Source organism: Alistipes sp., assembly GCF_020026455.1.
Classification (GTDB): domain Bacteria; phylum Bacteroidota; class Bacteroidia; order Bacteroidales; family Rikenellaceae; genus Alistipes.
Genome location: NZ_JAHHQJ010000004.1, coordinates 1 through 12741, shown reverse-complemented (window position 1 = coordinate 12741; position 12741 = coordinate 1). Strand labels below are relative to the sequence as shown.

At 60.6% G+C, this 12741-nt stretch carries 12 protein-coding genes; 9 read left to right on the top strand and 3 right to left on the bottom strand.

The window, feature by feature from the left end; genetic code table 11:
* Positions 1 to 13 precede the first annotated feature (13 nt).
* On the top strand, positions 14 to 610 hold the full coding sequence (locus tag QZ460_RS03125; RefSeq protein ID WP_290540140.1) for a WbqC family protein: 597 nt from the start codon (positions 14 to 16) through the stop codon (positions 608 to 610).
* Here QZ460_RS03125 and QZ460_RS03120 read toward each other — a convergent pair.
* Positions 537 to 2570, bottom strand: coding sequence for a glycoside hydrolase family 2 TIM barrel-domain containing protein (locus tag QZ460_RS03120; protein ID WP_290540139.1), 2034 nt, complete (start codon positions 2568 to 2570; stop codon positions 537 to 539). The genes QZ460_RS03125 and QZ460_RS03120 overlap by 74 nt on opposite strands.
* Positions 2571 to 3258: 688 nt before the next feature.
* Between QZ460_RS03120 and QZ460_RS03115 the strand changes: the two genes are divergently transcribed.
* The 5 genes from QZ460_RS03115 to QZ460_RS03095 all read left to right on the top strand — a co-directional run bounded on the left by QZ460_RS03115 (position 3259) and on the right by QZ460_RS03095 (position 6951).
* The gene (locus tag QZ460_RS03115) at positions 3259 to 3471 is read left to right on the top strand and encodes a helix-turn-helix transcriptional regulator (RefSeq protein WP_290540138.1); all 213 of its coding nucleotides are present in this window, start codon (positions 3259 to 3261) and stop codon (positions 3469 to 3471) included.
* Between the two features lie 101 nt (positions 3472 to 3572).
* Positions 3573 to 4091, top strand: a complete 519-nt coding sequence (locus QZ460_RS03110) for a CvpA family protein (protein ID WP_290540137.1) — start codon at positions 3573 to 3575, stop codon at positions 4089 to 4091.
* Complete coding sequence (rsgA, locus tag QZ460_RS03105) at positions 4084 to 5004, top strand: ribosome small subunit-dependent GTPase A (protein WP_290540136.1); 921 nt, start codon at positions 4084 to 4086, stop codon at positions 5002 to 5004. Before QZ460_RS03110 ends, rsgA begins: the two co-directional genes overlap by 8 nt.
* Positions 4985 to 5710 carry an RNA methyltransferase gene (locus tag QZ460_RS03100; protein WP_290540135.1) on the top strand — a complete coding sequence of 242 codons (726 nt, stop codon included), beginning with the start codon at positions 4985 to 4987 and terminating at the stop codon, positions 5708 to 5710. Before rsgA ends, QZ460_RS03100 begins: the two co-directional genes overlap by 20 nt.
* Before the next feature lie 47 nt (positions 5711 to 5757).
* Positions 5758 to 6951: an aspartate aminotransferase family protein gene (locus QZ460_RS03095; protein WP_290540134.1), complete on the top strand. Its 1194-nt coding sequence runs from the start codon at positions 5758 to 5760 to the stop codon at positions 6949 to 6951.
* A gap of 53 nt (positions 6952 to 7004) precedes the next feature.
* Here the strand turns inward: QZ460_RS03095 and nfo are convergent, their stop codons facing one another.
* Positions 7005 to 7853, bottom strand: coding sequence for a deoxyribonuclease IV (gene nfo / locus QZ460_RS03090; protein ID WP_290540133.1), 849 nt, complete (start codon positions 7851 to 7853; stop codon positions 7005 to 7007).
* A gap of 96 nt (positions 7854 to 7949) precedes the next feature.
* Between nfo and QZ460_RS03085 the strand changes: the two genes are divergently transcribed.
* The 3 genes from QZ460_RS03085 to QZ460_RS03075 are packed head-to-tail and all read left to right on the top strand — an operon-like array spanning position 7950 to position 11086.
* Positions 7950 to 9146 carry a DUF3078 domain-containing protein gene (locus QZ460_RS03085; RefSeq protein WP_290540132.1) on the top strand — a complete coding sequence of 399 codons (1197 nt, stop codon included), beginning with the start codon at positions 7950 to 7952 and terminating at the stop codon, positions 9144 to 9146.
* A gap of 43 nt (positions 9147 to 9189) precedes the next feature.
* Positions 9190 to 10827: a S41 family peptidase gene (locus QZ460_RS03080; protein WP_290540131.1), complete on the top strand. Its 1638-nt coding sequence runs from the start codon at positions 9190 to 9192 to the stop codon at positions 10825 to 10827.
* Positions 10820 to 11086: a hypothetical protein gene (locus QZ460_RS03075; protein ID WP_290540130.1), complete on the top strand. Its 267-nt coding sequence runs from the start codon at positions 10820 to 10822 to the stop codon at positions 11084 to 11086. The genes QZ460_RS03080 and QZ460_RS03075 overlap by 8 nt, the downstream gene beginning before the upstream one ends.
* Positions 11087 to 11456: 370 nt before the next feature.
* Here QZ460_RS03075 and deoC read toward each other — a convergent pair whose 3' ends face one another.
* Entirely contained in the window at positions 11457 to 12338 is an 882-nt protein-coding gene (gene deoC, locus QZ460_RS03070) for a deoxyribose-phosphate aldolase (protein WP_290540129.1), read from the bottom strand.
* Positions 12339 to 12741: the final 403 nt, after the last annotated feature.

Genomic DNA, 12741 nt, shown 5'->3' with positions numbered 1-12741 from the left:
CAGAATTTTGACAATGACGATACTTCCCCTCGCATATCTCCCTTCGGTGGAGTATTTCACGCACCTGCTGCGCGGCGGGTGCGTTGTGGACCTCGGCGAGCACTTCGTGAAGCGCTCCGAGCGCAACCGTGCGCGGATACTGGCCTCGGACGGGGTGATGGAGCTGACGGTGCATCTCCGCAATGCCAACCGCCCCCGTCAGCCCGTGCGCGACGTGCGCATCGACTATTCCAAACGCTGGCAGCACCAGCATTGGGGTGCGCTGGTGGCCTCCTACCGTTCGTCGCCCTATTTCGACTTCTACGCCGGTCGGTTCGAACCCTTCTACCGCCGCGAGTGGGAATTTCTGGCCGATTACAACCTGGGCCTGCTCGAGGTGATGTGCTCGCTGGCCAACGTGCCGCTTCCCGAGCTCTCCCGGACGTATGTCGAAGCGGCTCCCGGAGACCTCGACCTGCGCCCCAAGCACAAGGAAGGCCCGACGCTGATCGTCGAGCCTTATTTCCAAGTTTTCTCCGAACGGATGCCCTTCGTCCCTAATTTGTCGTTTGCAGACCTGCTGTTCGCCGAAGGACCTGCATCTGTCTCGGTTTTAAAACGTTGCCGATAAATATCGTCACGCTGTCGCGCAACTCTCCGGCCATTGCCTTCACCTCGACCACCCCGTGCATGGTCGCCGAATCGGACTGATACTGGCAGGGGGCGTATTCGCTCATCGCCAGAGTGTCCGCACCGACGATCAGCGTCGGCATTCCGGCCGATGAGTAGACGCGGAAGGCCTGCCGGTCGTAGTCGCGCAGTCGCCGCCGTTTGTCGACGATATGCAGCGTTGGCTCTGCACTGTTCCACATCGCCCTGTACAGATAGTAGGCATCCTTGTTCTGGCGACGGTCGAGTGTCACGAGGCCTGTGCCGTTGATCCCGTAGGGGCGGCGCGAGGAGCCGTAGTCGAACATGTTGTCGATCCATACGCCCCAGAACAGCGAGTCGTTCTGCAGGTTTTTGGCATACTCCTCATGGAAATGCGTCTGCTTCTCCTCGGGCTCCCAGTTCGAGCGGGGCTCGGACTGCGCCGTGTAGCTCTTGTGGCCGAGGAACCCGCTGCCGCCGTAGCAGACGCCCGAACGCAGGTGCGACCAGTTTTTTTGCAGCTGGTTGCGCCATACGATTACGTCGTCGGTCGAGCCGTGGCGCCAGCCGATGTTCTGCTGCCAGACGATCAGGTCGGTGATGAAATTGATGTCGCCGTTCTGGTCGCTGCAGGCGACCGTCGGGCGCGAGGGGTCCATCGCGCGGGCCGTCTCGTTCAGCCGCCGGATGTAGGGCGTCACGTCGTCGCCGCGCATCCAGAGCCGCGAGAAGATACCCCACATCACCACCGACGGGTGGTTGATGTTTTGGGCTATGATCTCCTGCAGCTGGTCCATTCCGTTCTGCTCGAAGGCGGGGGTGGCGAAATAGGAGATGTCGCCCAGGAACGACGAGCGGTGCAGCGGGGCGTCGACCCAGACGAGCATTCCCTGCTCGTCGCACCGGTCGTAGAGATACTGCGCGTGCGGCATGACTGCCGAGCGCAGGGCGTTGGCGCCCAGCGTGCGGATGATCTGCAGGTCGGCATCGTAATCCTCCGGAGTCAGCGCGCCGCCCAAAAGGGCGTTGTCGTGGTAGAGCGTGACGCCATGTACGGGCGTGCGTTCTCCGTTGATCGTCAGCCCCTCGGCCGTGCTGGCGCCGATCGAGCGGAAGCCCGTGCGGACGGTGACGCGGTCGGTGATGCTGTCCTCGCCGATGGAGGCCGTCACGGTGTAGAGTGCCGGGTTGCGCAGGTTCCACAGCGTCGGATTATCCACCGAGAAGGGTACGGAGACGGGTTTTCCGTCGAGACGCGCCTTCAGGTGTTTCGAGAAAACCGACGCTCCCTGCGGATCGCTGATGGCGACGTTCACCGTGCAGGAGGTCTCCTCCTTTGCGGTGAGGTGTACCTCGATTGCGCCCTCGACCTTTTCGGGACTGACCGTCTGCGGGTGAACCAGCACGCCGTCCGACCCGAGGTAGAGCGGCGAAATGGCCGTGCGTTCGGTGAGGATCATTTCCGCCTCGCGGTAGATGCCGCCGTAGAGGTTCATGTCGGTCGATGTGGGCAGCACGTCGTTGCGGCTGCTGTTGCTGACCACCATGAGCATCGAGTTGTCGCTTCCGAACCGGATCTTGTCGGTGATTTCGAACGTAAAGGCCGTGGCGCCGCCGCGGTGTGTGCCGACGTGGTAGCCGTTGACGAAGAGGTCGGCGACCGACTGTACGCCGTAGAACTTCACGAACAGACGTTTCGATGCCCATTCGAAGGGAATATACATGTCGTTCTGGTAGTTGCCCGTGGTTTCGAGCCAGTAGCCCTGGGCCAGCGGGTCGGTGTTCCAGCTGTGGGGCAGGGTCACGTGGCGGGCGTTGTCGGAGGTTTTCTCTGATTTGAAGAAAAAGCGCCACCCTTCGTTGATCGGGAAGACCTCGCGGGCGCTGGCTGCCGTCGCAACGACGTTCAGAAGCAGGAGAATCGTTAGGAATCTTTTCATGGCAGAGCCGGTTAAATGGCGTTAGGGTGCAGGGATGGTGCCGGCCGGGAGCACGACCAAGCGTTGCTTGGATCTTGTCGGGAGCCGCCTATCCGTGCGGAGGTTTATCTTCTGCAAAGATAATACAAGGCGGGCTCAAAATCAAACTTATCTCTCGTTGACCTTGCTCCGTTTGTGTTCCGAAGGGGAAATGCACCCCCGGGTGGCGGGTCGGGATCCGGTTTGGCGCCGGGCCTGTGCGTCTTGTTGCGGCGGCTTGTCGTGCCGGCGGAAAATTCCGTCGCGGCACAGGTTTTTCTCCTCCCGGAGGCAATAGCGGGTACTGCTTTTCCGTTAATAAGAAGATCTGCGGGCTCTGTGACCGGCCAAGCCGGTGCTGCGCGGCAGGTCGGCGGGCCATCCTGCCGCCGATGACCTCGGCCCGATGATCTCGACCTCGACCTCGACCTCGGCCCGACGACCGGACGACCCGATGACCCGATGACCCGACGCTGGACAGTCTGGTGCCGCTTGGGAGCAATACCGGGGAAAATGTTGTCCCTTAGCGTGGAAACGGTTGCGGAGGCGTTGTGTTTGTCGGTCGTTTTCAAGTTGTTATCCGGGCGGCCTGTTTGGAGTAGTATTATATATGATACGCACGGTGCGGATATATATATGAAAATTTGCACGGCGAAATTTTGAAATAGGAATGGACTATCAAGATGAAATCCTTTATATCTCTGCGAGGATCAAGGAGTTGAGAAAGGAACGCAAGCTGACTATCCAGGAGCTGGCTTACCGGTGCGATATGGAACGATCCAACTTGAGCCGCATCGAGGCGGGCCGGACTAATCTTACCGTGAAAACCATTTGCTGCATCTGTAATGCGCTGGGTGTCAGTTTGTGCGATGTAATACGTTAAGACGACATACCTCTGTTTCCATCTTGCGCCGAATCGTTCGGTGTATGCTTTTTTTGGCCATTCCTTTAAAATTCGTATCTTTACGAGGATAATTTAACGACTTGTTGAACACTCTTGATTTGATCGTCTGCCTCGTGCTGGCGCTGGCCGTCTGGAACGGATGGCGCCAAGGTTTCGTCGTGCAGATATGCTCCCTTGCAGGGATTGTGGCGGGTATTTGGCTCGCCGCGCGTTTCGGCGCCCAGGTCGGCGAGTGGCTGCGGCTCGATGCCGAAGTGGCCGCCGCGGGCGGTTTCGTCACGGTGCTCGTCGCCGTGATCCTCGTCGTGGCGATCGCAGGCCGAGTGGTGCGCAAAGTCTTCCACTTTGCGGGACTGGGGCTTGCCGACACGCTGCTGGGCGTTTCCGTATCGGTTTTGAAGTATCTGCTCGTGCTGGGCGTGCTCTTCTCGATGGTCGATACGCTGAACCGGGATTATGGCCTTGTGGAGCCGCAGACGATCGAGCAGTCGAGAAGTTACAAGCCTGTCCGGCAGCTTTCCGAATCCGTACTCCTCTTTCTGGACCGGGTCGGCGAGCAGGTCCCGCGGCAGGCGGAAAAAACGGAGACCGATGGATAGGAAATTTACAGCCACAGTGGTCCGGGCGACGGGCAGTTGGTACGATGTGCTGCACGAAGGCGAGACGGTGCGTTGCCGCATCCGGGGCCGGCTGCGCCTGAAGGGGGTGCGTTCGACCAACCCCGTGGTGGTGGGCGACGAAGTGGTGTGCGGGGCCGATGAGGGGGGCGATCCCGTGATCGCCGACATCCTGCCGCGGCGCAACTACGTGATCCGCCGGGCCTCGAACCTCTCGAAAGAGTCGCATATCATCGCCGCCAACGTCGACCAGGCGCTGCTGATGGTGTCGCTGCGTTCGCCCGCAACACCCACGGAGTTCGTGGACCGGTTTCTGGTGACCTGCGAGGCCTACAAGGTCCCGGTGACGATCCTCCTTTCGAAGATCGATCTGCAGGAGGCGGAGGCCGTCGCCGAGTTCCGCGCGGTCTACGAAGGGGCCGGTTACCGGGTGCTGGAGGTGTCGGCCCGGGAGGGCCGGGGTGTGGAGCAGGTGCGCGGGCTGCTTGCGGGGCGCACGACTCTCGTTTCGGGAAATTCGGGCGTCGGCAAGTCGACGCTGATCCAGTCCATCGACCCCTCGCTGGATATCCGCACGGGCGAAATCTCCGAGAGCCACCACAAGGGCCGCCATACGACGACTTTTTCGACGATGTACCCCCTGGCCGGAGGCGGTGCGGTGATCGACACGCCGGGCATCAAGGGCTTCGGGCTGATCGACATCGACGAGGCCGAGCTGTGGCACTATTTCCCCGAAATGATGCGCACGGCCCCCGGCTGCCGTTTCTACAACTGCACCCACACCCACGAACCGGGCTGTGCGGTGGTCGAAGCCGTGAAGGCGGGCGAAATCGCCTGGCCGCGTTATGAAAGTTACCTGAAAATCCGTGACGAAGATGAAAAATACCGCAAATAACGACTCCCCGGAAGCCGGCTTCGATTTCGGCTCCGATGCCGCACGCGCCGCTGAACGCATCGCCTGCCTCGCCGGATTCATGACGGCGGAACGGTATGCCGTTTTGCGGAAGACAGTCTCCATGCGCACGCGCTATATGACGGTGCTGGCCGAGAACATGTACCACGGGCAGAATGCCGCGGCGCTGATCCGCCATTGCGAGGCGTTCGGCGTGCAGGAGATGCACACCGTGGAGACGCTCTGCCCGTTCGAGCCCAATCCGGATATTGCGCGCGGCACACACCAATGGGTCGACGTGCGCCGCCACGCCTCGACGGCTGAGGCCGTTGCCGCTCTCAAGGGCGCGGGCTACCGGATCGTGGCCACCACGCCGCACCGCGAGGATACGACGCCCGAGACGTTCGATGTCGGACGGGGGCCTTTTGCGCTGGTCTTCGGGACGGAGCACGCCGGGATTTCCGACGAGGTGATCGCTTCGGCCGACGAATTCCTGCGCATCCCGATGTGCGGCATGGTCGAGAGCCTGAACGTCTCGGCCTCGGCGGCGATTCTGATCTACACGCTTGCGGAGCACATGCGCCTTACGGTCGGCAACTGGCGGATGTCCGATGCCGAGCAGGCCGAAACGCTCTGCCGCTGGATGCAGCGCAGCGTGAAGGACTCCGAAGCGATTTTGCAACGCCGGGGCATGACCCCGGATTTATAGGCGGGCGCGGCTCCTGGGGCCGAATCCGCATAAATGGATAAAATACGATGATTCTCCGCAAACAATTTCTGGCGCATGTCGCCCAGACCTCCCCGTCGCCGATGCTCGTGGAGGTTGCGCGTGCCGAAGGCTCGTTTTTCTATACGCCCGAAGGCAAGCGTTATTTCGACCTCGTGGCCGGGGTTTCGGTCAGCAATGTGGGCCATTGCAATCCGGCCGTGGTGCGTGCCGTGCAGGAGCAGGCCGCGCGCTATATGCATGTGATGGTCTACGGCGAGTTGGTCGAGACGCCGCAGGTGGAGTATGCCGCGAAAATCGCGTCGCTGCTGCCTGCGCCGCTCGAAAGTGTCTATTTCGTCAACTCGGGAGCCGAGGCGGTCGAGGGAGCTTTGAAACTGGCGAAACGTTTTACCCGGCGCACGGAGATCGTCTCCATGCGCCGCGCCTACCACGGTTCGACACACGGCGCGATGAGCATGATGGGGGCACCCGAGGGTGAGGAGTGGAAGCGGGCCTTCCGGCCTCTGCTGCCCGACGTGCAGGCCGTGGAGTTCAACGATTTCCCGGCTCTGGAGCGTATCACCCGCCGCACGGCCTGTGTGCTGGTCGAGCCGGTGCAGGGCGAGGCCGGGGTTCGTCCGCCTTGCCCGGGTTATCTGGAAGCGCTGCGCAGACGTTGTGACGAAGTCGGTGCGCTGCTGATCTTCGACGAAATACAGACCGGCATGGGGCGTACGGGAAGCTTGTTCGCCATGCAGAAATACGGCGTCACGCCCGACATCGTCTGCCTGGCCAAGGCCTTCGGCGGAGGTATGCCCCTCGGGGCCTTCGTCGCGCGGCACGAGGTGATGGACACCCTGCAGGAAAACCCCGTGCTGGGGCATATCACCACTTTCGGTGGCCATCCGGTTTGCTGTGCGGCGGGACTCGCGGCGCTGAATTACCTGCTGGACAACAAGGTGGTCGAGGCGGTCGAACCGAAGGGTGCGTTGTATGAAATGCTGCTGCGGGATCATCCCGCCGTGCGGGAAATCCGCCGCAGCGGCCTGCTGCTGGCCGTCGAACTGGGCGAATCGGCGAAACTCTACCGCATGATGGAACTGTTCCGCGAGGAGGGCATCATGAGCGACTGGTTCCTATTCTGCGATACGGCGTTCCGCATTTCGCCGCCCCTCACGATCTCGGAGGACGAAGTGCGCCAAAGCGCCGCAATCATCCGCAGTTGCCTGGACCGGGTGTGACAAAGCCTGGACCGGTTGTGACAAAGAAAGGGAGGCCCGGAGCCTCCCTTTTTCTATGCCTCGTCGGCAAAGGCCCTCAACAGGGCTATCTCCTCGCTCCAGCGCGCCTCGTCGGGGGTTTCGAGAATCAGCGGAATGCCGTCGAAACGCTTGTCGGAAGCGATGTAGCGGAAGCATTCCATGCCGATCATACCCTCGCCCAGCGGCGCGTGGCGGTCGACGCGGCTGCCCGGCATCTTCAGCGCATCGTTCAGGTGCATGCCTTTCAGGTAGCTGAATCCGATGATGCGTTCCAGTTCGGCGAACGTGGCGTCGCACGCCTCGCGTGTCCGGAGGTCGTACCCCGCCGCGAAGGCGTGGCAGGTGTCGATGCAGACGCCCACCCTCGATTTGTCCTCCACGCGCTCGATCAGGTAGGCGAGGTGCTCGAAGCGGAATCCGAGGTTCGAACCCTGCCCTGCAGTGTTCTCGATCACGGCCGTCACGCCGTGGGTGCGGTCGAGCACCAGGTTGATCGACGCGGCGATCCGGTCGAGGCTCTCCTCCTCGGAGATCTTCTGCAGGTGGCTTCCGGGATGGAAGTTCAGCCGGTCGAGGCCCAGCAGTTCGCACCGCTGCATCTCGTCGAGGAACGCCGCGCGGGATTTTTCGAGCGCCTCCTTCTCGGGATGTCCGAGGTTGATCAGGTAGGAGTCGTGGGGCAGAATTTGGGCCGGGGTGTAGCCGTAGCGGTCGCACGCCTTGCGGAAGGCGTCGATCTCGCCCGCGGCGAGCGGCCTGGCGGCCCACTGGCGCTGGTTTTTGGTGAAAAGGGCGAAGCCCGTGGCCCCGATGGCGTGTGCGTTGGCAGGGGCGTTCTCCACACCGCCGGCGGCGCTTACGTGCGCTCCGAAATATTTCATCGTTGATCCTTTCCGTTTAACTTTCGGACAAAGTTAAAGTTTTTGTAAATAAATTCATAAATTTGTAGTTTGAAAATCGAATACAAACGCTTCGTTATGAAACATTTTTACCTGATTCTCATGCTGGTCGCCCTCGTGGGGACCTCCGTCCCGGTCTCGGCCCAGATTTCAATCGACGAAGTCAATGCCGGGCGGGGCAACGTTACGTTCCACGACCGGCTGAAGTCCACGTCGGTCGATGCCGACTATTTCAGCCTCGCCCGCTACAAGGCCGAGCGCGCCGCAATCCGCCGCGAGCGCAACTACCTCGAATTCGGCGGCGGCCTGCAGGGAACGCTGACATCGTACAACGACCCCTGGATCTCGGTCTCGGGCGGTGACAACTCCATTGCGCTGGAGGCGTCCTTCAACCTGCGGCATATCTTCAAGAAAAACCTCTTTTCCATCGAAACCAAGTTCAGTGCCAAGCTGGGCTACAACCGCATGAAGGTTGAGCGGCAGCGCGTGGGGCCGGACGGCAACCCGATGGTCGACGAGGACGGCAACAAGATCATGGACAGCGAAGGCATCTGGTTCAAGAACCAGGACGAATTCGTCATCTGGATCAATCCGTCCTTCGAGATGGCGAAGAACTGGTCCTACGGCTCCACGTTCCAGTTCCGCAGCCAGTTTGTCAACGGTTACAAATCGCGCTCCGAGCAGGAGGAGAAGGACCTCAAGAGCAAGTTCATGACCCCGGGTTACCTCGACATTTCACTGGGTGTCACCTACAAAAGCCCCCAGAGCAAATTCCCCATCACGATCAACATGTCTCCGCTCGCCCTGAGCGGAACGTTTGCCGAGAGTGACCTGATCCGCAGGGACAACGGGTTTACCTACGGTATCGAGGATCCCGACAAGACCTCGAAATACGAGGGAGGTTCGTCGGTCGAGATCGGTTTCGACCGCACGTTCGGCAAGACGGGCTACCTGCGCTACCGCACCACGATCTTCTCTTTTTACGGTTGGATTACCGATATCGGCCAGAAGAACAAGATCCACGACTACTCCAAATACCGGGAGGCCTACGAGGTGTGGAATGCGGGCGACAAGGATATCAAGAACAAACCCCGCTTGCCGATCCATCCCACGGTGCGTTGGGAAAATACGCTCGACATCAAGGCGACGAAATACCTCTCCACGACGGTGAGCTTCCAGCTCTACTACAACCGTTCGCAGAACGTCGACGTACAGACCCGCACGCTGTTGAGCGTGGGCCTCCTGTACACCTTCAAGAACAAACCTAAACCCTGATCCGTATCAACTTCCGAACCGGCGCCTCCGGTGCCATCATGCGATGTATAGAAACTCGAAACACACCATTCTTTTTCCGCTGCTGCTGTCCGCGGGTGTCGTCCTGGGCCTCGTTCTGGGCCAGTATCTGGGGCGCAACACCACCACGTCGCAGCTCAAGGGCATGCTCAGCCGCATGGCGCTGCCCAACAACAAACTAACCTATACGCTCTCGCTGATCGAGAATCAGTATGTCGACTCGGTGTCGATGGATTCGCTCGCCGAGCATCTCATTCCGATGCTGGTCAAGGAGCTGGACCCCCATTCGGTTTACATCCCCGCCGCGGAGATGCAGGCCCTGAACGAACCGCTCGAAGGCGAGTTCGACGGCATCGGCGTGGTCTTCAACATGGCCACCGACACGGTGATCGTGCTGAACGTCATCCCGCAGGGCCCGAGCGACAAGGCCGGCATCAAGGCCGGGGACCGCATCGTCGAGATTGGCGATTCGCTGGTCGCGGGGCGCAAGATCCCCCAGAACAACATCGTCAAAATGCTGCGCGGACCGCGCGGCTCGACGGTCCGTCTCGGCCTCGAACGGCAAGGCATCTCCGATCTGGTCGAGGTCGAGGTCGTGCGCGGCGTCATCCCCATCCGGAGCATCGAATCGGCCTTCCGCATCGCCGACGGTGTGGGGTACATCAAGCTGGGGCAGTTTGCGCGGACCACGTTCGACGAATTCCGCAAGGCCCTGGCCTCGCTGCGCGCCGAAGGGGTCACAAGCCTGATTTTCGATCTGCGGGGCAACTCCGGCGGATTCCTCGACCAGGCGATCGCCGTGGCCAACGAATTCCTGCACGAGGGCCAGCTGATCGTCTACACCGAGGATCGGCGTCACGAGCAGCTGCGCGAATATGCCGACGGCAAAGGTTCGGCCCAGGATATGGAGGTCGTGGTGCTGATCGACGAGGGAAGCGCCTCGTCGAGCGAAATTCTTGCGGGAGCGCTGCAGGACAATGACCGTGGTACGATTATTGGTCGTCGTTCGTTCGGTAAGGGTCTCGTGCAGCGTCAGATCCCCTACAGCGACGGATCGGCCCTGCGGCTGACTACGGCGCGCTACTATACGCCGACAGGCCGCTCGATCCAGAAACCCTACACGATCGGGGACGACACGGACTATGAGGAGGATCTTTGGAACCGTTACCGGAACAACGAATTTTTCTCGGCCGACAGCATCCATTTCGCCGACTCGCTCAAGCGGGTGACGCCGGGCGGAAAGGTGGTCTACGGCGGCGGAGGCATCATGCCGGATGTGTTCATTCCGGCCGATACGACCGACGTGACGAAGTATTTCGTCGAGGTGGCGGGCCGCAACATTCTCTACCGCTATACGATCGAGTATGCCGACCGTCACCGCGAGGCTCTCAATGCGGTGAAGACCATCGAAGAGCTGCAGGCGCTGCTCGACAGCGATACGACCCTTGTGGATGATTTCGTCCGCTATGCCGCCCGGAAGGGCGTTGCGCCGCGCTATGGCGACATCGCCCGTTCGCGGAGGCTGATCGAGGCCCAGCTCCGGGCTTACATCGGCCGCAATACGGCGTTGGAGGACAATGGTTTTTACGCGAACATCTATCCGGTGGACAACGTCGTCGTTCGCGCCATCGGAATCTTAAAGGAGGAGGATAGAAATGATTAAAAAACTGATCGGTATTATCGTGGCCGTGGCGGTAGTCGTCATTATCGTCGTTGCGGCCATCCGGCGCGACAATTTCCAGTCGATGGTGCGGCGCGATGAACTGTTGAATGGTGTCGAGCCGGCCGCGGAACCTCCGCACCTGATCTCGCCGGCCGAACTCGACGTCCCGGCCGAAGGTGACGTTCCGGCTGCGGGAGATGCTCCGGCCGTAGAGACGGTCGATTCGCTGAGTGTCTCGATTACGGATTCGCTTCCGTAAGCCGGGATCGGTATGTAGAAACGGCGGCCCCGCAAGGGACCGCCGTTTTTCATGCATCGGGGTGGAACGGACCGTAAATCGATCCCGTAGATTTCTGTTGCCCGGCCTTGTAAAAATCTGTGACCTGGCAGAAACCCGTCGTTCGGTCCGGCCAAACTCCGTCAGCCAGCCTCGCAGAAGCCCAGCCAGCCAAGTCCGCCAAACGGTCTCGCCGTCCGAGCCTGCAGAACTCCGTCGTCCGGTCCCGCCGAACTCCATCAGCCTGCCTCGCAGAAGATCGTGCCATTAGAGCCCCTAAGACCCTGCTGACCCGTATAAGTTCTCCTGCTGGTTTCGCAGAACTTCTGCCTGTCGCCCCTTTCCGTGCCGGTTAGAAGTAGGCGACTTTCGAACCTTCGATGGCCGAGAGAATGTTGTTTGCGGCCGAAGAGGCTCCGATGCGGAACAAATCCGTCGTGAGCCACTCTTTGCCGAGTATCTCCTCGACGATCGTGTAGTAGAGCGCGGCGTCTTCGGCCGTGCGGACACCGCCTGCGGCCTTGAAGCCGACCTTGCGGCCCGTTTTGTCGTGGTAGTCCCGGATTGCCTGGCACATCACCACGGCAGCCTCGGGCGTTGCGGCCACATCGATCTTACCCGTTGAGGTCTTCACGAAATCGGCCCCTGCCAGCATCGACAGCAACGATGCCTTGCGGATCAGTTCGGGGGTTTTCAATGCTCCCGACTCGATGATCACCTTCAGCACCACATCGTTGTCCATCTCCGTGCGGATCACTTCCACTTCGTTGGCCGCTTCGTCGTATTCGCCCGTGAGCATGCGCCCCACGTTGAGGACAATGTCCACCTCGTCGGCGCCGTTCTCCACGGCCATTGCCACTTCGAGGGCCTTCACTTCGAGAAAGGTCTGCGCTGCGGGGAATCCGCCGCCGACGCTAGTGATCTTCATCGGCGTGCCGTCCACGGCCAGACCCACGGTCTCGACGAACGAGGGATAGACGCAAATCGAAGCCACGTTGGGAATGTGGGGGTATTTTTGGTAGAATTCCGCGGCCTTGCGGGCGAATTCCGTGACGGATTTGACCGAATCGTTGCACGACAGTGTCGTGAGGTCGATGGCCGAATAGCAGGATTTGTAGACCTCGGTGTTGTGGTTGCGTGCCTCTGCGGCCTTGCGGATGCGTGCGACCTCTTCGTCGACTTGCGATGCGCTCCACGCCGGGGCGTATTCTTTCAGATGGTTGGCGTATTCCATACGATCGTGTTTTTTACAAAAATAGAAAAATTATTCGAACCCGCATCGTTTCCGGTTCAATTATTTTAAAGGTTGCCCGACATCGTCCGCCGTCCGGCTGTCTTTCGGAAGTTGTCCGGGTGCGCCCTGTCGCTGTTTTTCCTCCGCCCTGTTGTTGCTCGGCCGCCCTGTTTTTGTTTGCCCGTCTTGTTGTTGTCCGGGTGTGCCTGTAGCTGTTTATCCTCCGCCCGGTTGTTGGCTGGCTGTTGTTCAACCACCGTCACCCGTCGTCCGGTTGCGTTGCCGGGGATATTTCCGGGGATGGTTCAGGACCCCCGCCCCGGCACGCCCCTCCCGGAAGCGGGTGCGCCTGTACCTGTACCTGTACCTGTACCTGTACCTGTACCTGTACCTGTACCTGTAC